This is a genomic window from Planktothricoides sp. SR001, assembly GCF_001276715.1.
Taxonomy (GTDB): Bacteria; Cyanobacteriota; Cyanobacteriia; order Cyanobacteriales; family Laspinemataceae; genus Planktothricoides; species Planktothricoides raciborskii.
Genome location: NZ_LIUQ01000001.1, coordinates 30,453 through 54,398 on the forward strand (window position 1 = coordinate 30,453; position 23,946 = coordinate 54,398).

The 23,946-nt window shown below is 43.7% G+C and carries 17 protein-coding genes; 4 read left to right on the forward strand and 13 right to left on the reverse strand.

Going from position 1 to position 23,946, the window contains the following annotated elements:
• Positions 1–64: 64 nt before the first annotated feature.
• The gene (locus AM228_RS00155) at positions 65–4,828 is read left to right on the forward strand and encodes a PAS domain S-box protein (RefSeq protein WP_054464066.1); all 4,764 of its coding nucleotides are present in this window, start codon (positions 65–67) and stop codon (positions 4,826–4,828) included.
• A 243-nt stretch (positions 4,829–5,071) separates the two neighbouring features.
• Here AM228_RS00155 and AM228_RS00160 read toward each other — a convergent pair whose 3' ends face one another.
• Positions 5,072–5,542, reverse strand: a complete 471-nt coding sequence (locus tag AM228_RS00160; RefSeq protein ID WP_054464067.1) for a hypothetical protein — start codon at positions 5,540–5,542, stop codon at positions 5,072–5,074.
• A gap of 5 nt (positions 5,543–5,547) precedes the next feature.
• A complete protein-coding gene (locus tag AM228_RS00165) occupies positions 5,548–6,672 on the reverse strand; it encodes a ParM/StbA family protein (protein ID WP_156331422.1) in 1,125 nt (374 codons plus the stop codon).
• Between the two features lie 59 nt (positions 6,673–6,731).
• On the opposite strand from AM228_RS00165, the gene AM228_RS31485 reads away from it, so the two are divergent.
• Entirely contained in the window at positions 6,732–6,878 is a 147-nt protein-coding gene (locus AM228_RS31485) for a hypothetical protein (RefSeq protein WP_156331423.1), read from the forward strand.
• Between the two features lie 108 nt (positions 6,879–6,986).
• On the opposite strand, the gene AM228_RS00170 is transcribed toward AM228_RS31485, so the two are convergent.
• Both AM228_RS00170 and AM228_RS35875 read right to left on the reverse strand, forming a co-directional pair.
• On the reverse strand, positions 6,987–7,382 hold the full coding sequence (locus tag AM228_RS00170; protein WP_054464068.1) for a RidA family protein: 396 nt from the start codon (positions 7,380–7,382) through the stop codon (positions 6,987–6,989).
• 221 nt (positions 7,383–7,603) lie between these two features.
• Positions 7,604–7,738 (reverse strand): hypothetical protein, encoded by a 135-nt coding sequence (locus AM228_RS35875; RefSeq protein WP_255353120.1) that lies wholly within the window; start codon positions 7,736–7,738, stop codon positions 7,604–7,606.
• A gap of 196 nt (positions 7,739–7,934) precedes the next feature.
• Here AM228_RS35875 and AM228_RS00175 point away from each other — a divergent pair, with 196 nt between their 5' ends.
• A complete protein-coding gene (locus AM228_RS00175) occupies positions 7,935–8,210 on the forward strand; it encodes a hypothetical protein (protein WP_054464069.1) in 276 nt (91 codons plus the stop codon).
• On the opposite strand, the gene AM228_RS00180 is transcribed toward AM228_RS00175, so the two are convergent.
• Positions 8,189–8,428, reverse strand: a complete 240-nt coding sequence (locus AM228_RS00180) for a hypothetical protein (protein ID WP_054464070.1) — start codon at positions 8,426–8,428, stop codon at positions 8,189–8,191. The two genes, AM228_RS00175 and AM228_RS00180, sit on opposite strands and share 22 nt — an antisense overlap.
• Before the next feature lie 418 nt (positions 8,429–8,846).
• On the opposite strand from AM228_RS00180, the gene AM228_RS31490 reads away from it, so the two are divergent.
• The gene (locus tag AM228_RS31490) at positions 8,847–9,002 is read left to right on the forward strand and encodes a hypothetical protein (RefSeq protein WP_156331425.1); all 156 of its coding nucleotides are present in this window, start codon (positions 8,847–8,849) and stop codon (positions 9,000–9,002) included.
• Positions 9,003–9,080: 78 nt separating this feature from the next.
• Here the strand turns inward: AM228_RS31490 and AM228_RS00185 are convergent, their stop codons facing one another.
• The 8 genes from AM228_RS00185 to AM228_RS00215 all read right to left on the reverse strand — a co-directional run.
• Complete coding sequence (locus tag AM228_RS00185) at positions 9,081–13,076, reverse strand: magnesium chelatase subunit H (protein ID WP_054464071.1); 3,996 nt, start codon at positions 13,074–13,076, stop codon at positions 9,081–9,083.
• Between the two features lie 323 nt (positions 13,077–13,399).
• Positions 13,400–16,555, reverse strand: a complete 3,156-nt coding sequence (locus AM228_RS00190) for a CHAT domain-containing protein (protein WP_054464072.1) — start codon at positions 16,553–16,555, stop codon at positions 13,400–13,402.
• Between the two features lie 112 nt (positions 16,556–16,667).
• A complete protein-coding gene (locus tag AM228_RS31495) occupies positions 16,668–16,832 on the reverse strand; it encodes a hypothetical protein (RefSeq protein ID WP_156331426.1) in 165 nt (54 codons plus the stop codon).
• A gap of 734 nt (positions 16,833–17,566) precedes the next feature.
• Positions 17,567–18,751 (reverse strand): caspase family protein, encoded by a 1,185-nt coding sequence (locus tag AM228_RS00195; RefSeq protein WP_054464073.1) that lies wholly within the window; start codon positions 18,749–18,751, stop codon positions 17,567–17,569.
• Positions 18,752–18,856: 105 nt separating this feature from the next.
• The gene (locus AM228_RS00200) at positions 18,857–22,243 is read right to left on the reverse strand and encodes a tetratricopeptide repeat protein (RefSeq protein WP_231636506.1); all 3,387 of its coding nucleotides are present in this window, start codon (positions 22,241–22,243) and stop codon (positions 18,857–18,859) included.
• A gap of 250 nt (positions 22,244–22,493) precedes the next feature.
• Positions 22,494–22,811, reverse strand: coding sequence for a nucleotidyltransferase family protein (locus AM228_RS00205; protein WP_054464074.1), 318 nt, complete (start codon positions 22,809–22,811; stop codon positions 22,494–22,496).
• Between the two features lie 299 nt (positions 22,812–23,110).
• Complete coding sequence (locus tag AM228_RS00210) at positions 23,111–23,416, reverse strand: XisI protein (RefSeq protein WP_156331427.1); 306 nt, start codon at positions 23,414–23,416, stop codon at positions 23,111–23,113.
• 21 nt (positions 23,417–23,437) lie between these two features.
• The coding region (locus AM228_RS00215) for a XisH family protein (protein WP_369817654.1) at positions 23,438–23,946 on the reverse strand (509 nt) is incomplete at its 5' end.

A 23,946-nucleotide genomic window follows, 5' to 3' on the forward strand; every position in this document is an offset into this window, starting at 1 on the left:
TCTTCTGATGCTACCAGAGGTTATAATTTAGATAATTTCTTGAAAAAATGACGGTCGAATCAAAATGTATAAAACGATAAAAAACTGTCTTGATTTTATTGTTAAACATCGTTTGTATATCTGTTTAGGCATTCTGACGATCGCGGGGTATGTTGGCAATGCTTTAAGCTTGTCTCTTTTTTTTGGGGTCGATTTTATCTTTGGCAGCATTGCGGTTCTCCTAGTGGTTTCTCTCTATGGCATGACCTGGGGAACGATCGCCTCAATCGTCGCAGGCAGTTATACTTACATCCTTTGGAATCATCCCTACGCCGCCATGATTTTGGTGGGTGAAGCCGCGTTTCTTGGCATTTCATTAAATCGCCGAAGCAAAAACTTGCTGATTCTCGATGCAATTTATTGGTTTGCGATCGGGATGCCCTTGGTATGGATATTTTATTCTGGCCCATTAGAAATGGCTCCAATTCAAGCGGGACTCGTCGTGCTGAAACAGTCTGCTAATGGGATTTTTAATGCGGTTATTGCCAGTTTAATTATCAACTATTTACCAATAAAAAAATTGCTGGGTAATAAGAAAGAAAAAAAGACAATTTTTCTTGAAGAAACATTGTTAATTTTATTCGTTGCTTTGGTGTTTTTACCATGTTTATTACTGACGGTTGTTTATGCCAATCAAGTATTTAAAGAAATTGAATTTGATATTAGTAGAGAACTAAAAACATCATCGACGGCGTTAGTATCGGAGGTAAGTTTTTGGTATCAGCAACATAAGTATGCCGTAAATCAACTGGCAAAAATTGTCGGTCAATCAGAATTTGAAGCATTGGAAAAATTACAAGATAGTGCCAAACAGATGAAAGACGCATTTCCAGGATTCTTGGAAATATATATTACCGATGCTTCTGGCCAGATTCTGGCATCGGCACCTCAGATAGAAACCCGGTTTCCTCAAGAAACCGGATTTAATCTTGCTAATGAGCCAATTTTTGAGCAAGTAAAACTTAATCTGCAACCCGCTTTGAGTGAGATTCATGTTGATTCGACTTCCCCAACGCCTCATGTGGGGCTCGCGGTGCCGATTATCAAAGCAAATCAGTTTGCTGGCTTGGTTTATGCAGCCCTTTCTATCCAGGAAATCGACCAATTAATTCATCCCAAAGTCGAAGAAATGAACATAGAAGTGACTCTGGTGGATAGAAAAAACCGGGTCATCAGTAGTAGCTTGAGTCAGGCTGAAGTTTTGAAAGATTTTCCCGCTTACCCCAGCCAAGAACTTCGTCAAATGCATCAAGCAAATAATTATATTACTTTTCATTGGCTACCCAGAAGTACCAAAAATCCCATGACCCGGTGGAAAAACTCTGTATATGTGAAAGCTATTGAGATCGATCCAGAGATTCCTTGGAAAATTTATGTAGGAAAACCGGCGGAATTATACATTAATAATTTACAAATTTTATATATTAAAAACTTAAGTTTGATGATGGCGATCGCCTTACTATCGGTGGTATTGGCAACCATTCTCAGTCGCAACTTAGTATCTCCCCTGCTTCGCTTGGCTCTAGTCACAACTAATTTGCCGGATAAGCTTCTGGAACAAGAAACAATTCACTGGCCTACTTCTTTGGTGACTGAAATTTATTCTTTATTACAAAACTTTCAGGAAATGGGGGTCACCCTAGAGCGAAAATTCTATGAAATTCAAAGCGCCAAAGATACCCTAGAACAACGAGTTGAAGAGCGAACCCAAGAACTTTCTAAGATTAATCAAGAATTAGCGGTGGAGATTGCCCAGCGGAAAAAAGCGGAAATGATTCTCCGACGACAAGCCCTGACATTCGAGAGTATTCAGGATGGAATTGCGATCTCTAATCTCAAAGGCCAAATTACCGATTGGAACCCTGCTGCCAGCAAAATGTTTGGTTATAGTAAGGCAGAAGTGTTCGGCAAAACTCTGGAAAATTTCGGATTAGCAATTTCTTGCCAAGACTCAGCCCAAGAATACCCCCAAGAATATCCCCAAGAATATCCCCAAGAATATCCCCAAAAATATCAGGTTGAAATGCACTTGTATAATAAACAAGGGCAGGAAGTGATTTGTGAAACGATTTTGGTTCCCCTTAAAGATGAACAGACTGATGCTATTATCGGTAGTATTAGTGTTTACCATGACATTAGCGATCGCGCCCGGGCGCAACAAGAATTGCGGATTAGTCAAGAACGCTTAAGACTGGCTTTAGATAGTACCGAAGATGGTCTGTGGGACTGGAATGTCGCTACGGGAGAATGTTATTTCAGTCCTCGTTGGTTAGAAATGCTGGGATATCAACCGGGAGATTTACCTGAAGATATCTCCGCTTGGGCGCCATTGGTTAACCCAGAGGATCAAGACCGAGTTAGCGAAGAACTGCAAAGGCATTTGGACGGTAAGACGCCGATCTATGAAGTAGAGCATCGGTTGCGGAAAAAAACCGGGGATTGGTGTTGGATTCTCGGACGAGCTAAGGTGGTTGAACGAGACGAAGATGGTCAACCGCTGCGAATGGTGGGCACGAATATCGATATCAGCGAACGCAAGAAGTCAGAGAAAGAACTTCAAGAAGCGAAAGTAATGGCTGAATCTGCTAGTTTGGCCAAGAGTCAATTTCTCGCGAATATGAGTCACGAAATTAGAACTCCGATGAATGGCATTTTGGGTATGGCTGATGTGTTGGGAAGAATGGAATTATCCCCAGAACAACAGGATTTTGTCCAAACCATTCATGCCAGTGCCGAAAACTTATTAATTATTCTGAATGATATTCTGGATTTCTCCAAACTTGAAGCCGGGGAAATGCCTCTAGAAATTTTGGAATTCAGTGTCAGAAGTTGTGTCAATGATGTGGTGAAATTACTTTCCACCCAAGCGAATAAGAAGGGACTACCAGTGATTAAAGAGATCGCGCCTAATGTCCCAGAGATATTATTAGGCGACCCCGGTCGGCTGCGGCAAATTTTGCTGAATTTAATGGGCAATGCGATTAAATTTACTGACTCTGGTGAAGTGAGGCTTTCTGTAGAAGTCGTTGAGGATCATTCTCTGTCTCCTCTGTTAAATCCGGTGAAAGTTCTGTTTAAGGTGACGGATACCGGCATCGGAATTCCTGAGAAGGATATTCATAAGCTTTTCCGATCTTTTTCCCAGGTGGATGCTTCGACAACTCGAAATTACGGGGGGACTGGTTTAGGGTTAGCCATTTGTAAACAACTGATAGATTTGATGGGCGGGGAAATTAATGTAGAAAGCAAAGAGGGAGTGGGTTCAACTTTTTGGTTGATGATTCCCTTTCCCACTGGTCAAGTTAACCTGTTGAAAGGCGATCGCTTGTTAATTGTTTCTGTGGATTTGACAACTCGAAAACTGTTGCGTGAGTTGGCTTTATCTTGGGGCATGACTGTGATGGAAGTTGAAGACAGTGTGGCAGCCCTGAAAGCTTTACAAGAGGCTTTAAGCGATCGCGCTTATGATTTCTCGATCCTTGACCTAACTTTAGCTTGTGATATCGACGAATTCTCCAACAATGTCAAGAATCCTCATTCATTTTTAGAAGGAAAAACTTTAGCGGAAATTATTAGAATTAATCCCGCTTGGGCGAAGACTCAACTGATTGCTCTGACCGCCGATCCTCTAACAGAATTAGAGGACTTAAAGTCTTTTGGTTTTGCTGGATTGTTGATTAAGCCCGTGAAAGATTCTGATTTGTTAGAATGTTTGCTGGCTTTACAGGAACAGGCTGAAGAGGCTACGTTAGCGGATGCCCTTTGTTTAGAACCCTGTTTAGAACCCTGTTTAGACTCCGAAGCAAAAACAATTGGCAGTCAACCGCTGACAAAGCCGGTTGATGCCGATGCTGAAAAAAACCCGGTTTCTCCAAGAAGTGGGGTTTCTGAGTTGGTCGTTGATTCCAGCAATGGGGAAGGGAAGAATACCGGAGAATTAAAAATTTTAATTGCGGAAGATAATAATACGAACCGGAAAGTCGCTTTACATCAATTAAGGTTGTTAGGATATGAGGCGGATGCGGTGGTGAATGGCCAGGAAGTTTTAGAAAGACTGGCGCAGACTGATTATGATTTAATTTTTATGGATTGTCAAATGCCCGTTCTGGACGGTTATCAAGCTACTGAAGAAATTCGCCGTCGAGAAGGGAGCGATCGCCATACGGTGGTGATTGCATTGACTGCTAATGCGATGAAGGGCGATCGGGAAAAATGTATGAAGGCTGGCATGGATGATTATTTAACTAAACCCGTAAAAATTCCCGATTTAAACGCGATATTAGATTACTGGTGTTCTGTCTTTGGGAAACATAATCAGCCCCCAGCTATTGCATTGCCGACGCCAAATTTAGTCAATGAACCGTTAGAAGATTTATTAGAAGATTTACCGCTGCCATCTCATGCTCCCGATGGTGTCACTCCTGAATCCGTTGCCGAAAATCCGATCAATTTTGCCGAACTTTTGGAAAATACTTGTCAGGGCGATCGCGAGTTCGCCCATGAACTATTGCAAGCGTTTGTCCTGGATGCGTCGAATAATATTGAATTGCTGAAAAAAGCCATTGATCAGCAAGATTTCATTCAAGTTAAATTTTATGCTCATCAACTCAAAGGTGCCAGTGGCAATGTTAGAGTCTGTACCCTGGAAGCGATCGCCAAAGAATTAGAAATGATCTCTCAAGAAAACAACTTAGCAAAAGCCAAAAATTTAGTCATGGAAATTGACGCAACTTTTAGTCGGGTTAAATTATCCGTAGCGCAACTTAACACCAAATTTATGCCTACATAATAGACAAGAATGCTTTCTCAAGCTCAAAAGCCCCCCTTAATTAAAAAGGGGGGTTGGGGGGGATCTAAACAGGTATTTTGCACTCTTGTCTAATCATTTCAGATTTCCTAAAAAAAGTCATAAAAAAAGTCAAAATCATTTGCCGATTTCGACAGATGATTTTGACTTAAAATCTAATCCCCAAGACTGAAAATATCCTAAGAATTTACCGTTTAGAGCCATGACTAAAAACTCCAGGCAAGGTTAGAAATCATCTAACAGCGCACCCAGACGACTGAGTAAAGGATCGACCTCCTGGGGTGGAGGCAACGGCTCAGGTTTTTCTGAAATCGGGATTACCTTTGAGGCAGAAACAGTAAAGCCTCCACTATCGATCGCTGTGGCCAACTGCCCAACCTGAAGACTGAGTTGCTGTAGATGACTTTCTAAGGCATCGATTCGGCTGACTTCTCTGGCGGCTATCCGTTGTTCCAGAGAAGCCAGTTGACCCTGAAGTTGAGTAATTTGTGATTCCAACTGACTCAATTTATTGGAGTCGGGTCTAACTGATTCCGGCACATATAATAACTGCCAGAGTGCTTCTTTGCACAAGTCACTGAAAGTCTTATTGGGTTGTTTGACTAACTCATTTTCTACAGCCGCTAATAAGGTTTCGTCTGCTGCCTCATCGGTAAATTCAACATTTTTAGTTTTTTTATTTGACCACAGTCTCATCAGATTTAGGCTCTACTAGAGCGCGTGTATGATGTCGCGAGTTGAGCTTCTCCATAAAGATATTGTCCCAAAGCATTCGCTTGTCGGGAAGGCTGAGTTAAATGGGCTTTGAGTTTGGCTTCTTTAAACAAAATTTCCAGGTCACTCCAGAAGAATTCCCCGCCCCCACCAGTCATCACCACATCTGTCACCCGTTCTGGCAACCAGGCTAAGACGCGATCGCGCATATCGCGAGAAAAATGCTCTTTCAAGTTGGGCAGAAAATCATCCAAGTTAGCGGGCTTCGTGGCACCTCTGGGTCGGAAGAAGCGTTCCCCTTTGGGACGGTTCACCGCATCAATCAAAGCCAAGGATTCGGGATCCGCCCCTTCAATTTCTTTGGCCACTTGTTTGTAGAACTCGTTCATGCCAAAAGGTTCACTTTGAGACACCCCACGAGCCAAGCGGAAATTGTCAATCATTAAACAGTCAGTGGTTTGATGCCCAATATCCACGATCGCCACCGGCAAACGGGAAAAGTCCGTAGTAGCCAGCTTTTTGTCTAATTTTTGTTGCGCTTCCAACCAAATCAAGCTGCCATATCCTTCGGGCATCACCCAGACCTTCCGAATATTGATGGAAACTTCCTCACCGCGATATTTCATCAGATGAGTCCCGGTCAGTTGGCTGATAATTTGTTCTTTTTCCCGTTCAAACTCTTCTTGGGACATGAAAGGCAAACCCAGCACGACCGCCACATCATCTTTCACTTCAAAATAAGAGGCACAGGCTAAGGTTTTCACCAGTGCGTCTTCTACCTTGGAAGCCCCGACCCGCAGTTTGGCGCCAAAGTCAGCGGCTAGTTGACCAAAGGCATATCCTTGTCCTTGATATTCGATCCACAGATCCAACAAAGGATCGGAAGGACGAGATTCAAACTCACCGCCGCGAATTTTTTCTAAAGATAGCTTGGCGACGTTGGCGGGGATAAAGACTACATCTTTAGCATCCCGACTGACACAAGATTTAGTGGCGGTGCGACCTAAGTCAACACTGAGAATCGTCGTGCGGATGCTGCTGGCGCTTGGTCTAGCTACGGACACCGTGGGTGTCGGCGTTACCGGATTATTGATTGGCTGTTGGCTGGTCATAAATACCTCATTACAATTGGGCAATCTCTCATTCAAAATTAGAGCATAAAAGCTGATTCATGGTTGAATCAAATGAATTGACTTATTTTTGCACGATATCGATCGCCCGCGAATTAAGACTCTCCCTGAATCTGGAAGATCCAGGGACTGAAGGGCGGTTTTCGTTCCCTGGGGCAATCGGGGGCTTTCAGTTCCAAGTGAATTGATCTGAAACGGCCTCTTTTTAGGGTCAGCATTATCATGCCGCAGTTCAATACTCTAATCGGGCAAATAGATCAGGATTATGCACCCTCAAAAGCGGAAAATTTATCCTCTTAGTCTGAAATCATGGCAATACATTCAATTTCTACCCGCACATCTTTGGGCAACCGAGCTACTTCCACCGCTGCCCGGGCTGGAGCCGTGGCAGGCTCAAAATATCTGGCATAAATGGCATTCATCGCCGCAAAATCGTTCATATCCGCTAAAAAAACAGTGGTTTTGACGACATTTTGCCAAGTCGCTCCCGCTGCTTTCAAAATAGCTTCGATATTGGCCATAACTTGTTCCGTTTGTTGCTGAACATCGTCACCGCCAACAATTTGATTGGTTTGTGGATCCAAGGGGATTTGTCCGGCGACGAAGAGCATCTGCCCTTTGGCCATAATTGCTTGATTGTAAGGCCCGACGGGTGCCGGAGCGCGATCGGTACAAATAATTTTATGACTCATTAATCTGGATGGTCCGGTAATTTCTGATAGTTGGAGAATACCTCAGAAGTGTTTTCCCCGATCTACCTGTTTTGGTATGGGTCTATCTTACCGGAAGAGGGAAACCCTCGATAACGGTGGGCAATATTTTTCAGGAATTTTTCCGAGGTGCGATCGCCTGGTTTTTCCCTAACCCTGAATTCCCTAAAGTTAGTCGGTTGGGAAAAATTTTATCCCCCTAATCAATAGCAACGCCAAGAGAAACTGCGGAAATATTTTATCGGCGATCGCACAAATTTTCGGTAATTTTCGGTAATTTTCGGTAATTTTCGGTAATTTTCGGTAATTTTCGGGATATTTGCGTAATTTTTCCCCATTGGCCAGATTTTTTTTAAGATTTTTTAAGATTTTTTAAGATTATGCCGGACTCTACTTGATCTGAATCAACCATCGAGATATAATCACACTTATCAGCTTTTTTTGAGCAAATCTTGACTTGCCAAAATTCATCTAGGCGATTAAAAACTTTGAGCTTAACTATATATTAACGATATATTTAGGAGATTCCTGGATATGGTTGAATTGATTGTCTATTTAATTCGCGGGTTTCAGTCTGTATTAATTCCCTTATGTTTTTTAATGGCTTGGCTGATTTTGGTGGTGACTGTTGGCACTATTTACAACGCGATCGCCTCTACTATTCATCAAGCCAAAGAAATGCACAAAATTCCTTGTACAGGTTGTCAATTCTTTACCAACGATCTCCGCTTAAAATGTCCGGTTCAACCGAAAATCGCTCTAACTGAAGACGCGATCGGTTGTCGGGATTACTGGGAAAAAAAACGGTGAAATATCATCACAATTATTTGCCGATATTTTTTACCTGAAGATATAAAATCGCAAACATTGTCATATTCTAATTGTTCAGTATAGCCATCAGCTAAACAATCAAATAAACCTATTTCTTTAATTAAATCAATAGATGGATGCTTTTGAATTTTCCAGTGGTAAGCTAAATCTTTGATCCAAGCTTGAATTAAAGTAATTAAATAATATTTAAATAGCATTATATTCACCATATATGGATATAATAAAATGAACTTTTTAGGCAATTTCACTACTAAAAAAAAACAGTTAACAATGTTGTTTCGTATATTTTATTACCCTAAAAATTCACAAAAAAAAAAAAATATGCTGATATTATTCCCTTTTTTTTATTTATAATTTGGTGGCTGAATCAAACCGAAAGAATCTGACATCAATCATTAAAAATAAATTTTTATTTTTATCTTTGGCCACAATAACTGGCTCAAAATCAATAATTTTTATGGGCTAAAAAGCATTTAGGTTGACCTCAAGGCTAATGATTATCTGGTAAATTCCATATTTGCTAATTCACTTGGCTAACTGAATTGGCTAATTCACTTGGCTAACTGACTTGGCTAATTCACTTGGCTAACAAGTGCCACAATACCATTTTATCTTATGATGAAATGTTGGGAGTTGATCGCTCTTTACAGCGGTTTTCTGTTGAATAGACCACAGATATTAGTAGGGGCGAAGCATTCCAGCATTAAATCTCTGTTGTTAACCCATCAATATCTGCCGGAATGCTTCGCCCCTACAGATATTTCTGGTTGACCAATCTGAAAACCGCTGTAGGGTAAAAAAAACCGGGTTTCTTCAAGAAACCCGGTTTCTAATTGCCTTCTAAACGGCTTATTCTATCCCTTCAATGCGGTCTTCAACTTCTTGGTACAACTGACGCAAACGGTCTAAATTCTCTTCACTGGTTTCCCAGTAACCGCGTCCGTTGGCTTCCAACAAACTTGTCACCATTTTGCGGAAAGAATGGGGGTTGAGGTTTAACAAACGTTTTTGCATTTCTGCATCTTTCATAAAGGTGTCGTTGGTTTCCTCATATACCCAGTTGTCCACGGCGCCCGCAGTTGCCGACCAGCCGATGGTATTCACCAACCGCTTGGACAGTTCCCGGACTCCTTCATAACCGTTGGACAGCATCCCCTCGTACCATTTGGGGTTCAGCATTTTGGTGCGGGCATCCAAACGCACGGTTTCACTGAGCGATCGCACCTGGGCATTTGCCGTGGTGGTATCGGCAATATAAGCCGCTGGAGTCTTGCCATCACCGCGCAACTTCGCCACCAACTTGGTGGGGTCAGAGTCGAAATAGTGAGAAACGTCCGTTAAGCTGATTTCCGAAGAATCCAGGTTTTGGAAAGTGACATCAGCAGTTTTCAAGGAAGCCTCGAAAATATCCCGGCTTTCGCTAAAGCTGCCCGGATTATCGGAAGAGAAAGCAAAAGACTTGCGCTTCAGATACATATCCTGTAACTCGGCTTCATTTTCCCAGGTGCTATTTTCCACCGCCAAGTTGACGTTAGAAGAATAGGAACCAGAGGCATTAGAGAAAACGCGAGTCGCCGCTTGCCGTAAGTTAATCCCCAAATCTGCCGCTTGCTTCATGGCGTGTTTGCGGACAAAGTTCATTTCCACGGGTTCGTCGGCTTCAGCGGCCATTTTCACCGCTTTATCCAATAAGGTCATCTGGTTAATAAATAGGTCGCGGAATACCCCGGAACAGTTGATTACTACGTCAATGCGAGGACGACCTAATTCTTCCAGAGGAATCAATTCGAGTTTGTTCACCCGTCCCAAGGAGTCGGGTAAAGGCTTCACCCCGACCATCCACATGATTTGGGCGAGAGATTCGCCGTAGGTCTTAATATTGTCCGTTCCCCAGAGGACGCAGGAAATGGTTTCTGGGTATTGACCGCCGTTGTCTTGCCGTTGCCGGTCTAATAGGCGATCGACCACGATTTTGGCGGACTTGACTGCCGCAGCAGTGGGGATGGTTTCCGGGTTGAGGGCGTGCATATTCTTGCCGGTGGGCAATACTGCCGGGTTGCGGATGGGGTCGCCACCAGGACCGGGGAGCACATATTCCCCTTCTAAGGCCCGCAATAGGGCACCGAGTTCGTTGTCGGCGCACACTTGCTTGAGGCAGAATTCCAGATATTCAAATAAGGGCTTAATCGGTTCTGGGTCAACTTTGGGGAAACCGGCAGCGTGCAAGGCTTCGATCCAAGGTTCTTTTTTGCCCATGTTGAAGAAATTCAACTTAGACACTAGCGAAACCCGTCCGTCAGCGTCGGTCTGTTCTTTGACCAAGGCAGCAACGGCGTCGCGGGTGGCTTGGGTGATGTCTTGCAAGAGTTGGACATCTTGGAGAATGCCGCGATCGTTGTTGGCGTAGACATCATTAATATCACGACCAACTGAAGCAGCAACGATCCGAGGTAATGAGAGAATTTCCTCTTCTTCGCGATCGAGGCTGGCAATATTCACCAAGGTGGCGATCGCTTCTTCGGCACTCGGTGGCTTACCAATAACGTGCAGACCACAAGGCAACAGCCGCGATTCAATTTCCATCAGCTTGTGGTAAACCAAACCGACAATATTATCCCGTTCTTCAGCGGATAACTCGGAGGCGTCTTTTTCTGGGAAAGCAATATCTTTGTCTAAATTCACCATCCGAGATTGTTCAATGATGGTGTTGACAATTTGCACGCCCCGTCCGGTATCTTTCAAAGTTTGATAAGAACCGATTAACTCATTCAGTTCTTGCAAGCCCTTGTACAGACCGGCGTTTTCAGCGGGAGGAGTCAGATAGCTGATGGTTTCTGCATAGCTACGCCGTTTGGCGATCGTCGCTTCCGAGGGGTTATTCGCCGCATAGTAATAGATGTTGGGAATCTTGCCAATCAAACTATCGGGATAGCAGTCCCCAGACATCCCCATTTGCTTACCGGGCATGAATTCCAAAGATCCGTGAGTGCCAAAGTGCAGCACCGCATCAGCGCCCCAGATTTTTTCTAAATAGGTATAGTAAGCGGCAAAACCATGATGGGGGCTGGCAGAACGGGAGAATAACAACCGCATGGGGTCGCCTTCATAGCCAAAAGTGGGCTGTACGCCGATAAATAGATTGCCGAAAGCTTTGCCATAGACCAGCAGGTTTTGACCGTCGCTGTTCAGGTTGCCTGGGGGTGGGCCCCAGTTTTCATGGAGTCGTTCCGAGTAAGGAGTGAGTTTTTCATACTCTTCTACGGACATACGATAGGCAACGTTTAATTCCGGGGAGGCATATTGGGCTTGGGCATCGTGAATCACCTCTTGCATCAGCGCTTCAGCGGATTCGGGCAATTCTGGGATGTCGTAGCCGTTGTTTTTCAGGGCTTTGACTACTTCATAGATGCTGCCAAAAACGTTGAGATAGGCAGCAGTTCCCACGTTGCCTTTGTCCGGGGGGAAGCTGAAGACGGTGATGGCAACTTTTTTGTCCAGTTTGGGCTTACGGCGCAAAGTTGCCCATTTGATTGCTCGTTGGGCGACGGCTTCTACCCGGTCTTGTAATGCGATCGCCTTCCCGGTAGCCCCGTCCCGACCGGACATAATAATCGGTTCGATCGCCCCATCCAATTCGGGAATGGCGATTTGTAATGCTACTTGAATCGGGTGCAGACCTAACTCGCTCTCTTCCCATTCTTCGGTGGTTTGGAACACCAGGGGCAACGCCACCATATAAGGACGGTTCAACCGTTTCAGGGATTCGATCGCCTTGGGATGGTCTTGACGGGCAGGGCCACCCACCAGGGCAAACCCTGTCAGAGAAACCACCGTATCCACTAAAGGCAAGGGTTCTACGCCTTTAGCGCCCACATCCCAGAAATAGGTATCCACGGGCTTGGAAAAGTCTAAACCGCCGGAAAATACGGAAATAGGACGGGCGCCCATCGCCTCAATTTCCTGCACCATTGCCACATAATGAGCATCATCCCCCGTCACCAGGTGGGTGCGCTGCATCACCAAACCAATGCAAGGAGCGAGGGGGTCTTTCAGGTCATCAGAAATATCCGTGCGGCTGTTGTACCAGTTGAGGTATTCCTTGACATCTTCAAACATTTTTGGCGCCAGAGGGTGCCAGATACCCATATCGGGATAGACCACCGGGTCAGCAAACTGCACATTGTTGCCAGTTCCCAGAGACCCTTTAAACACATACTTAGCCGCCAACATGAGCAGGAAGTTTTGCAAGTTCTCGGAAGAACCCCCCAGCCAATATTGGAAGGAAAGCATGAAGTTCCGGGCATCTTGGGCTTTGTCTACGGGCAGATATTTTAAGACTTTCGGCAGGGTTTGCAGCAGTTTCAGCATCCCGTCTTGGAATGAAGAACCGGATTTTTCCTTCCGCTTCCGCATGAATTCCGCGATCGCGCTCTTGGATTGCCCCAATTGGGACATGGAGAAGCTGCCCATCTTGTTGAGGCGCATCACTTGCGGCATCGAAGGAAATACCACAGCGACATCTAAGGAGTCGCGGTACGGCTCTACTGCCGCTACGACCTTTTCAGCCAGGTCTTCAATGAAAATCAGAGACGCGATGAAAATATTGGCCTCAGCCACATCCCGTTTCAAAGCTTCAACATTTTCCGGGTTGCGAAGTTCTTCAATTAAATAACCGCTGATTTCAATGGCGATGTTCGGGTTTCCTTTGTTAATCGTCTGCACCGCCTCTGACAGGGTGCTTTGATACTGGGCTTCTAGCACCACATAGACCACCTTAACCAGCGATCGACCCCTGAGATCGTCTGGGACTATATGACGAACGGTGGGCTTCACTTGAGTGAACATTCAGTTTGACTCCTTTGATTTATCTGGGTTTAAGATTTATTGCCATATATATTTTTTTACCAGAAAATCTTGACTTTATGAGTGGTTTTGCCCAAATTTGCCCCAATCTGATAAAAAAAGTGCCATAAATCTTTACAAATATTTACACTTATGCGAGTATATACTCATAAATATGTTAAGCTGGAGATAAATTAGCCAAATTCGTCAGAATTTACCGGCGAGCATCCCAGGCATTTTAGTCGCCAACCATCACCCCAGTTTTGGTATGTCTCCTGGGACGGCGATCGCTCGAACGTCGATCAGCTATTTTATGCACGACAAACTTACCAATCCCCCTGAATAGTAAAGGCAGCCCAATAATAAGGCGATCGCCAATTTCCCTCTTGCCACATCTCTAATTGGGCAGCCCGCAAAGCTGCCGCTGGACTCAGGTTTTCTTGGAGCATTTTTTGATAAAAATTATCCATTAAATTAGCAGTCGCGGCATCATTAACCGCCCACAAACTCACCACCACTCGACGGGCTCCGGCATACATAAACCCACGAGTTAAACCGACAATTCCTTCCCCGGTTACATTATCTCCGGTGCCAGTTTCACAAGCACTTAATACCACTAATTCCGCATTTAATCGCAGGTTAAAAATATCTTGCAAGCGCAAAAAACTATCTTGACTATTCCCGGATTCGTCATAACGCGAAAAAGCCAAACTAGAGAGTAAAAGATTATCTTCAATACAGCCATGAGTCGCTAAATGCACGATATTATAGTCTTGTAAATTCGGGCTAATCGCTTGTGCGCGGGTGGCATCAAATCCCAAAGCACTAAACGTTTTACCATCCGTAACTTGGGCTAAAATATTATTTGCTTCTTCACCGCTATAAAGTAAACGTCTGATACTACTGCAACCTCTATTATCCACTGGAATAATGTCAGCTAGTTGTTGATTATTGGACGCAATTTTACCTTTAATGCTAGGGTCAATGCGAGAGTCATTAGCATCAAAAACCGGGTCAGCCAAAACTGCCAAAGTTTTCGGGGCAGGGGGACGTTTTTGCCATTCCTCTCGTTGCACCGCGATACTGGTAAAAGATGGCAGGCTAATAATTTCGTGATTGATTAGTAGGGGCAATTCACCCGTGGTTGCCCCTCCGCTATTATAAATTGGTAAAGCCGCAAAAGGTAGCAGTTGTAATTTACCATTACCAACGATAATTAACCGTTGCTTATCTAGTTGGTCAGCAATGGGAGACAACAACATATCGCTTAATTTTTTCCCTGCATTCAGGTCAGTTTGGCTTGGTGATTTAAGCAATTCTAAATATGCCTCAATTGCCGAATCAATTTGAGCATCCGCTGGGATTTGGTGAACCTGGAAACTATTTTTACCCACCAGAAATAGATAACTGCGTTCTTTTCCGAGGGCATATTCTAATAACAGAGTATCTTCATCGAGTAACTCTTGAATTTCCGCTAAGGAAAGGGCTTGAGGATATTTTAAGTTAGCGTAAGTGGGGCTATTTTGCCGGATTTTAGTTTCCAGTTCAGAGAGTTGCTTGAGAATACCGTCAATTTCGGCTTTAATTTTGTCTAAATCAGATTGATTATAACTAGCACTAACTAAATCTTGCCGTTGTTTTTCTTTGGCACTTAATTGTTGATTTAGGCGTTTTTCTTCTGCCAACAAATTGGGGTCAACCCCTTCACGGATATTCAGGTTTGCTTCGGTAAGGAGTTCCGTCAGGACACGGGCACGGGAATTTTCGCTAGTTTGTAAAGCTAGGGCATCATAACCTTGATTGGGCTGTTGTTGGTGTAGCTGCATTAGCAGGTCTATTTTCAGTTCATAATAATCTTGAACTGTGGAAAAGTAGGATTGCCGTAGGTCTGGATTAATAATATTGCGGCGGAGGTTTTCGACAATTTCAATGGCATTTTCAATGTTATCTAGAGATTGATTTAAATTCCCTCTATCTCGTTCAATTTCTGCAAGAATCGCCCACTCAAATGCTTCATTGCTATAATCTTTAGTTGTCTGCCATATTTGCAGGGCTTGATTATGGTATTTTAATGCGGCTTCGTAATTGTTCAATAAGTAGTAGATATTGCCAGCACGGGAAAAAGAAATTGCTTTAAATCCGAATTCTGTTTCCGGCAAGCTTTCCGCGATCGCCATTCCTCTGTTAACGGATGCCAACGCTTGATTATTATCGCCTAACAAGCTATATACCTTCGCCATTTTTAGCAGAGTATCTGCTTCATAACGAGGAAGTTTTTGCCCTTGTAAAAGTTGCAGCGACCGAGTGAGATATTGCTGGGCTTGTTGGTAATTTTCCGATTCAGAATAAATACTACCCATAAGATTGAGTATTTTAGCTTCTTCCACTGGCTGATTCAATTGCTGCCAAAGGGTAACGGCCTGTTCGTAGTAAGATAAAGCTTGGATTGAATCGTCTAATTTAGCGTAATATGTTAGGCCAATTTCTGAAAGCATCTGTGCTTGACCGGCTAAATCTTTGAGTTCTTTCCACAGAGAAAGCGCTTGGTTTTGGTAGGACAAACTGCGCTCAATATCGCCTAATTTTTCGTAAATTTGACCAAGGACTTGCGCCACCTGAGCGGATTCAGGTTTTTTTCCCATTTCTTGCCAAATAGCAAGGGCTTGATTGTAGTAGTCAATTGCTTGCTGATAATTCCCCAAATTACCCGTGACATCACCCATAAATCTTAGGGTGGTGGCGACATCACTTTGGGAGTTAATTTTTTGCCAATATTCTAAGGCTTTTTTGTATTGGTCTATCGCCTGCTCATTGTTGCCTAATGATTGGTAAATTAAACCCAAAACTTTAAGGATATTGGCGGCATTAGCCAAGTCTTGTTCTGCTTCATATAAGCTAAGAGCCTGATTATTATAGGCGATCGCTTGCGGGAAATTTCTTAGAGAGTGGTAGGCTGAGGCGATTTGTGCTAAAACATGAGCTTCTTTGGCTTTTTCTCCCGTATTTCGCAACAGAGTTAATGCGCGATCGTAATAGGAGATTGATTGCGAGAATTGCTTAAGTTGGTGGTGGGCTAACCCAAGTCTGACTAGGGAAGTAATTTGATTGGGAATATTGTTTTCTGCTTCAGATAGTTCCAGGGCTTGATTTAAATAAGTAATGGCTGCTTCCTGTTCTCCCAAGCTGGAATAAAGAATGCCAATATTTCCTAGAGTTTTCGCTTCTCCACGTCGATCCGCAGCGCTTCTAAATAGCTGGAGTGCTTGTTTCCACTTCTCCATCGCCTGTTGCAATGATTCGGCAGTTCCTTGTTCAGATAGTTGTATTCCTTCCTGAAAAAGTCTTTCTGCTTCAGCGCTTAATTCTTCGGCATTTTGCCCTTGGGCAACGGCTGCCGGGGTAACGATCAAATTTACTCCCGGAACAGTGAATAAGATTCCGGTAAAGATTAATCCAGTGAAAATTTTAGTGCTTAAATTCATTGACTTATGCTTCTCCTAAATTTAACGAAGTTTTAACAAGGATAAAGCTTGAATTCCGAAAGCTTTTATCTGATATTTTACCACAAAGACACAGAGAGCACAAAGAGTTAGATTACCAATCCAACCGGCCAGAGCCCGCCATAACCCGCAGACCCGCGAGTCCGTCAGTCCGCCAGTCCGCCAGTCCGTCAGCCCGCCAGTCCGCCAGTCCGCCAGGGATTAGAATCCCTGGCTCATAGCTAAAGTCGGTTAAAACCGACTGAAGGTTATATTTCACAAGACTTTTAGTTTATTTAAATGGGCTAATCTAAAAGGCTGACCACAAGAAAAGAATTATATTCCAGTCCTATTTTAAACGCTTGGAATTATCTAATTTTTTTGATTATGGCTATAATTTTAATCAATTTTAACAGATTGTCTCCTGCAATATCTGGTCAGGATTTCAGTCGGTTTTAACCGACTTGCGCTATGAGACAGGGATTTTAATCCCTGTCGGAATTGTGGGCGAAATATGTGGGCGAAATATGTGGGCGAAATATGTGGGCGAAATATGTGGGCGGGCGGAATTTAACGGCTTGTCTATTGCCATAAGCGTCATAACCCGCCAGTCCGCCAGTCCGCCAGTCCGCCAGTCCGCCAGGGATTAAAATCCCTGGCTCATAGCTAAAGTCGGTTAAAACCGACTGAAGGTTATATTTAATAAGACTTTTTGTTTATTTAAATGGGCTAATCTAAAAGGCTGACCACAAGAAAAGAATTATATTCCAGTCCTATTTTAAACGCTTGGAATTATCTAATTTTTTTGATTATGGCTATAATTTTAATCAATTTTAACAGATTGTCTCCTGCAATATCTGGTCAGGATTTCAGTCGGTTTTAACCGACTTGCGCTATGAGACAGGGATTTTAATCCCTGTCGGAATTTTGAGCGGGCGGAATTTTGGGACTGTCGGAATTGTGAGACTGTCGGAATGTCGGAATTGTGAACTGGCGGAATTAATTTCGATAAATTTAACGAATTTTTAACAAATCTCCGGCTTGCACTTCTCCCGAAATTTCGGCTACACCGACTAAGCCCTCCCGACTGATTAAGCGCAGAATTTGCCCAGTTTCTAGGGTGACAAATTCTATGCCCGTTTCCATTGAGTTGGGATAAACTCCCGTTAACAATATTGTAACCATATTGCCTTTTTGTTCCAATACGATCGCATTGGCAACATTTGCCGGATTTTCTATAAAAAATAACGGCTTTGCTTCAAAACCGCTATCGGCTTTTGCTTCCCAGAGAGGTTGCTGATTATAATCACGGGGCATTTGAGACCCTACAACAGCGATCGCCTCTTTGGGGGTACTATTATTTTGCCATAAATACTGAGTCAATCGATAGGTAAACGCACCAGAAACAATTCCATTAAGCTGCTCATCAATGGCTAATCGATCGCGTTGGGTGGCGGCTAACACCACGCCATTGGCAATGCCTTGTTTGTAGCGATCAGCAAATTCATCTGGCGACCATCCTAAGCGGCTTAACCATTGTTCTTGATAGGCTTTTTCTTGGGGAGATATTTCGACTTTTTCGCCACCATCCCGCGATCGCACCGTAATTTTTCGAGTGGCAGCACCGGAAAAGCAACTATCTAAAACAGCGGTAAAATATTCTGTTTGAATCGCCGACATTAACAAGAATAAAGTATGTCCCATAATATCAGCAACGGTGCCCCCTTGTTCGGGATAGTCCACGGGCAAATTGGCATCGGTGGGCACAAAGGTGCCATTCACACCCACATTGAATCGGCGATCGATAAAAATCGGATTAGGGTCGCGCACCAAAGACCCATGACCGGAATAGTGATACACCACCACATCTCCGGGTTTTGCCTGTTTAATTAAATGTTCTTCAAAAGCATCTAAAATCCCTTGTCTGGTAGCATTTTCATTCAATACCATCACAATATCTTGCGGATTAAATCCAAAGCGATGGATTAATAATTGCCGTTGCAAAATCGCATCATTCACACAACCTCCCAGGTTCTTACTGCGATCGACATATTGATTAATTCCCACTAATAATGCCAATTTTCTAGAGGTAGTTTGGGCTAAAGTTTGTTGATACTTTGCTAATTTTTGATTAATTGCCCATGCGGTGAATGCGGCGCCGGTTGCTTGCAAGAAATAACGACGAGATAGTTTAACCATTTTTTTTATCCCTCTGTAATTTTATCAAAAAACAAAGAAACCGGGTTTATCCGACAATTTTGGCTCGAAATCCGAGATTTATTAAAGAAACCCGGTTTCTCATCCTTACCAATCGCCCTGAATTGTAAAGGCAGCCCAATAATAAGGCGACTGCCAATTTTTTCCTTGCCACATTTCTAATTGGGCAGCCCGCAAAGCGGCAACCGGACTCAGGTTTTCTTGCAGCATTTTTTGATAGTAATTGTCCATTAATTTAGCTGTTCCCGTATCATTAACTGACCAAAGGCTAACCAAAACCCGACGAGCACCGGCATACATAAAACCACGAGTTAAACCGACAATTCCTTCACCGCTGACATTATCGCCCAGACCTGTTTCGCAAGCACTTAAAACCACTAACTCCGCGTTTAATTGCAAGTTAAAAATATCCTTTAATCGGAGAAAACTGTCTTGGCTGTTGCCTTGTTCATCATAACTAGAAAACGCTAAACCTGACAATAAAGGATTATCGTTAATACAGCCATGAGTGGCAAAATGCACCATTTGATATTGTTGTAAATTGGGAGCGATCGCGGCTTGACGAGTGGCAGCAAATCCCAGGGCACTAAATTCTTGATTATCGGGAACTTGGGCAAGGATATTATTCGCTTCTTCTTCGGTATAATATAAACGATCTAAATTAGTACAACCTTGTCGTAAACCAGGAATTTTTGAAAGGTCTTGATTTGTCGAGGCGACAATGCCTTCAAGTCGGGGGTCACTTGGGCCAAAAACTGGGTCAGCAAGGACGGCCAAAGTTTTGGGAGCAGAGGGACGTTTTTGCCATTCTTGTTTTTGCACTGCCAGACTGGTGAAAGAGGGTAGGGTAATGATTTCGTGATTCACCAGTAGGGGAGAGGGGGAAGTGTGGGAGGAGGGGGAGGAGATGGGGAGGGCAGCAAAAGGTAATAGTTGTAGTTTACCGTTAGCGACAATAATCAGGCGTTGGTTATGCAGTTTATCGGCAATAGGAGAAAGCAGAATATTGCTGAGTTTTTGCCCAGAAGTGATATCAGTTTGGAGGGGTGATTTTAACAGTTGCAGATATTCCTCAACCGCAGCCTCAATTTCTGCGCGGGGCGGTAATTTATAACTGCTGAAACTATTTTTTCCGACCAGAAACAGATAACTGTTATCTTTTCCCAGAGCATATTCCAGCAGCAGGGTATTTTTATCAAGAATCGGTTGAATTTCTGCTAGGGTCAGAGGGTCGGGATATTTTAAGTTGGCGTAAGTGGGGCTATTTTGCCGGATTTTGGTTTCTAGGTCAGAGAGTTGGGCGAGGGTTTGATCAATTTCTGCTTTAATTTGGTCTAAATCTGATTTCGTATAGTTACGACTTACCAAGTTTTGACGCTGTTTTTCTTGGGCGCTGAGTTGTTGATTCAGGTGTTGTTCTTCGGCTAGTAAGTTGGGGTGAACTCCGGCCCGGATATCCACGGTCGCTTCGGTGAGAAGTTCGAGTAAAGTTCGGGCACGGGAACGTTCACTAATATGGAAGGCTTCGGCATCATATCCTGAATCGGGATTTTGCTGGTGCAATTCCATCAGCAGGTCAATGTAGAACTCATAAACATCTTGCTTTCCCGCAAAATAAGATTGCCGGAGTTTTTCACTAGCGATTTTACGGCGTAAGTCTTCAATAATCTTGATAGCCGCTTCAATATCGGCTTTCGCTTCCGTCAGCTTGCCCTGACTACGTTTTAACAAAGCTAAATTACCCAGGATATTGGCTTCTCCTGAGATATCCCCCACTTGTCTAAATATGGGCAAGGCTTGGTTGTAGTGGTCTAGGGCGGTTTGCTTTTCTCCTAAGTCGTCGTAAGCTCGGCCAATATTATTCAGAGTGGTGGCTTCTCCTGAGATATCTCCCATTTGTCGAAATATGGGCAAGGCTTGGTTCAAGTAGTCCAGGGCGGTTTGCTTCTCTCCTAAAGACAAGTAAAGTAAGCCAATATTATTCAGGGTGGCGGCTTCTCCGGAGATGTTCCCTACTTGTCGCAGTAAGGGCAAGGCTTGGTTGAAGTGGTCTAGGGCGGTTTGCTTGTCTCCTAAGTCGTCGTAAACTCGGCCAATATTATTCAGGGTGGCGGCTTCTCCTAAGATATCCCCCAATTGTCGTGATAAGGGCAAAGCTTGGTTGTAGTAGTCCAGGGCCGTTTGCTTGTCTCCTAAGTAGGAGTAAACTTGGCCAATACCTGTCAGGGTCATGGCTTCTATTGAGATATTCCCGACTTGTCGTGATAGGGGCAAGGCTTGGTTGTAGTAGTCCAGGGCAGTTTGCTTGTCTCCTAAGTCGGAGTAAACTTTGCCAATACCTGTCAGGGTCATGGCTTCTCCTGAGATATCCCCCACTTGTCGTGATAGGGGCAAGGCTTGGTTGAAGTGGTTCAGGGCGGTTTGCTTGTCTCCTAAGTAGGAGTAAACTCGGCCAATATTATTCAGGGTGGTGGCTTCACCAGAGATATCCCCTAATTGTCGTAATAGGGGCAAGGCTTGGTTATAGTAGTCCAGGGCGGTTTGCTTCTCTCCTAAAGAGAAGTAAACTAGGCCAATATTATTCAGGGTGGCGGCTTCTCCGGAGATGTTCCCTACTTGTCGCAGTAAGGGCAAGGCTTGGTTGTAGTAGTCCAGAGACCTTTGCTTGTCTCCTAAAGAGAAGTAAACTCCGCCAATACCTGTTAGGGTGGTGGCTTCACCAGAGATATCCCCCACTTGTCGTCGTAAGGGCAAAGCTTGGTTCAAGTAGTCCAGGGCGGTTTGCTTGTCTCCTAAGTCAAAGTAAACTCGGCCAATATTATTTAGGGTGGTGGCTTCGACTAAGATATCTCCCACTTGTCGCAGTAACGGCAAGGCTTGGTTGTAGTAGTCCAGAGACCTTTGCTTGTCTCCTAAGTCGGAGTAAACTTGGCCAATATGATTCAGGGTGGTGGCTTCCATTGAGATATTCCCCACTTGTCTATATTTGGGCAAGGCTTGGTTGAAGTAGTCCAGGGCGGTTTGCTTTTCTCCTAGTAGGTTATGGATAACGCCGATCGCTAATAACGTTAGTGCTTGTTTTTCTTGGTTGCCACTTTGCTGATAGAGTTGCAAGGCTTGCTCAAGTTTTTGGATGGCTTGTTGATAGGATTCTGTTGTTTGTTGCTGAAATAGTTGCTCTACTTCTTTAAATAGTCTTTCTGCTGCTGCGTTGATTTCTTCGGTGGTTTGGGCTTGGACGATGGGCTGTTTGGGGATGAGTGCCATCCCAGGGGAGATGAGTAATATTGCGGTGGCGATCGTGGTGGCCAATAGCTGATGGTGCAGTTTCATGGTGGTTGCCCAACGGTTTTTTATTTTATGATGGCTGAAATATTGAGGATTGGGTTGATTTGTGACTATTTTGTAATTTTCTCTGGGCAGGGAATAGGGAGAATAAACCGGGTTTCTGCGACAATTTTGGCATTGGAACATGAGATTTGGATGCCTAAACCCGGTTGCTCATCTCCGGTTGTTAATTAATCAAGCGATGTCCCCAAAAGAGCGATCGCACTTCCCAGTCTTCCTAGCATAGGTAAAGCATTAACTGCTTCACCAATAAGAAAGCAAATGATGGGCAATCCAGACTTGAATTAACTCATCTTCTTCAAAAACTCCCTGCCCTCGCATAGCATAACGGTCAATTGCCGCGATCGCGTCAATAGTAACCGTTCATCGGTTCGCCTCATAAATTTACGGCCTCTTGTAAAATGCGATCGCGCAACCGAGGTTTTAACATGGCGATCGTTGCCACATCTACCTGCTTTCCTAACAAAGTTTCCCATTCTAATTTTAAGCCAACAGGAAACCAAGGGGTAATTTTTTCTAAATCATAATCAACCAAAAAATCTATATCACTTTCTGCGGTTGCTTCTCCCCGTGCCACTGAACCAAAAATCCTCACATTTTTAGCACCATGCTTGGCGGCTATCTCCATGATTTCTCTTCGTTTTTGTTTCAGTAACGTTTGAATATCCAGGTAATTTTGGAAATTAGGTGACATGATATTAAGTCCTTCAATAAAATTATAGTACCTCAGATAGTAGGTGAAGATAATTAATTGCACTTTTCGTTCTCCGCCGATAGGCTGTGGATTCCCGCCTTCGCGGGAATGACAGTTTTTCTTCTGATATGGTATCTAGTGCATTTATTTCTGCCCTTCTACTTAGTAGGACAGGGCAATGCCTTGTCCCTACATTATACTTGTAGGAACAAGGCATGAACCAAGCAACCGGGACTCAAGGGATAATTTTTGCATTCAATCAGAGATTTGCTAAAGAAACCCGGTTTCTGATTATATCTTTATTCCACCCCAAATCCGGTATATGGTCGCTTGTAAGGGGCATGATAAGCCAAGATAATATCTTCCTTGGGAACGCCCCATTCTACTAACTCATTGGCTACCCCAATTTCTGTGCCATCATGTTGAATCCAAATTTTCTCATTTTTAATATCTATTTGCAGCACGCATCCCCGGACTCTGCGGTTGCCATGCCATCCCACATTTAGCAGTTGGTAATGATCTTGTTCGCGATTCCCTCCGGGACGCTTCGCGAACGCAGATAGTCTGAACTTCAATATCCCCGTATCTGGGTTTATATTGACCATATTCTTTAATTAAGCGTTCCACTAATTCTCGGTATTTTGGCAATTTTTCCATTGCTTAATCACCTCTTGGTTGCTATCATATATTAATAAATATATCTGATTTTTATTCACAAAATTTTGCGTAAATGGCAGGATAAAAAATGTTTCATAAGTTTCCTCGCTTATGGCTAAATATAATTTTCGTTCCGGCTGAATATCGTCTAAGGCTAAACGGTAATTTAGATAGTGTCCTAATGCGGTATGAAATTCATAAGTCATTGAAGGGTGAACAAAGCTTTTAATCTCAACGGCGATTTTTTCGGTGCCTTTTTCGGATAATTTTTCAGCCGCGATAATTTTTTCTGCGCCTAAATCAACATACATATCAATGCCGCCATAGTCTAAATATAGCGGATCGTCGGTAATTGTCCAGCCATCTTTAATTAAGGCATTTTTGACGGCATTGTGAAATATATCTTTGGTTGGCATAAATTGTTGTTGGTTGTTGGGTAGGGATTCTTTGGTTGTTGGTTGGGGTGTAGGGTGTAGGG

Excerpts from the sequence above, each read along its gene's own strand:
- AM228_RS00155 (WP_054464066.1), top strand. The coding sequence starts at position 65 with ATGTATAAAACGATAAAAAACTGTCTTGATTTTATTGTTAAACATCGT.
- AM228_RS00160 (WP_054464067.1), bottom strand. The coding sequence starts at position 5,542 with ATGAGACTGTGGTCAAATAAAAAAACTAAAAATGTTGAATTTACCGAT.
- AM228_RS00165 (WP_156331422.1), bottom strand. The coding sequence starts at position 6,672 with ATGACCAGCCAACAGCCAATCAATAATCCGGTAACGCCGACACCCACG.
- AM228_RS31485 (WP_156331423.1), top strand. The coding sequence starts at position 6,732 with ATGGTTGAATCAAATGAATTGACTTATTTTTGCACGATATCGATCGCC.
- AM228_RS00170 (WP_054464068.1), bottom strand. The coding sequence starts at position 7,382 with ATGAGTCATAAAATTATTTGTACCGATCGCGCTCCGGCACCCGTCGGG.
- AM228_RS35875 (WP_255353120.1), bottom strand. The coding sequence starts at position 7,738 with ATGGGGAAAAATTACGCAAATATCCCGAAAATTACCGAAAATTACCGA.
- AM228_RS00175 (WP_054464069.1), top strand. The coding sequence starts at position 7,935 with ATGGTTGAATTGATTGTCTATTTAATTCGCGGGTTTCAGTCTGTATTA.
- AM228_RS00180 (WP_054464070.1), bottom strand. The coding sequence starts at position 8,428 with ATGCTATTTAAATATTATTTAATTACTTTAATTCAAGCTTGGATCAAA.
- AM228_RS31490 (WP_156331425.1), top strand. The coding sequence starts at position 8,847 with ATGATGAAATGTTGGGAGTTGATCGCTCTTTACAGCGGTTTTCTGTTG.
- AM228_RS00185 (WP_054464071.1), bottom strand. The coding sequence starts at position 13,076 with ATGTTCACTCAAGTGAAGCCCACCGTTCGTCATATAGTCCCAGACGAT.
- AM228_RS00190 (WP_054464072.1), bottom strand. The coding sequence starts at position 16,555 with ATGAATTTAAGCACTAAAATTTTCACTGGATTAATCTTTACCGGAATC.
- AM228_RS00195 (WP_054464073.1), bottom strand. The coding sequence starts at position 18,751 with ATGGTTAAACTATCTCGTCGTTATTTCTTGCAAGCAACCGGCGCCGCA.
- AM228_RS00200 (WP_231636506.1), bottom strand. The coding sequence starts at position 22,243 with ATGTTCCAATGCCAAAATTGTCGCAGAAACCCGGTTTATTCTCCCTAT.
- AM228_RS00205 (WP_054464074.1), bottom strand. The coding sequence starts at position 22,811 with ATGTCACCTAATTTCCAAAATTACCTGGATATTCAAACGTTACTGAAA.
- AM228_RS00210 (WP_156331427.1), bottom strand. The coding sequence starts at position 23,416 with ATGGTCAATATAAACCCAGATACGGGGATATTGAAGTTCAGACTATCT.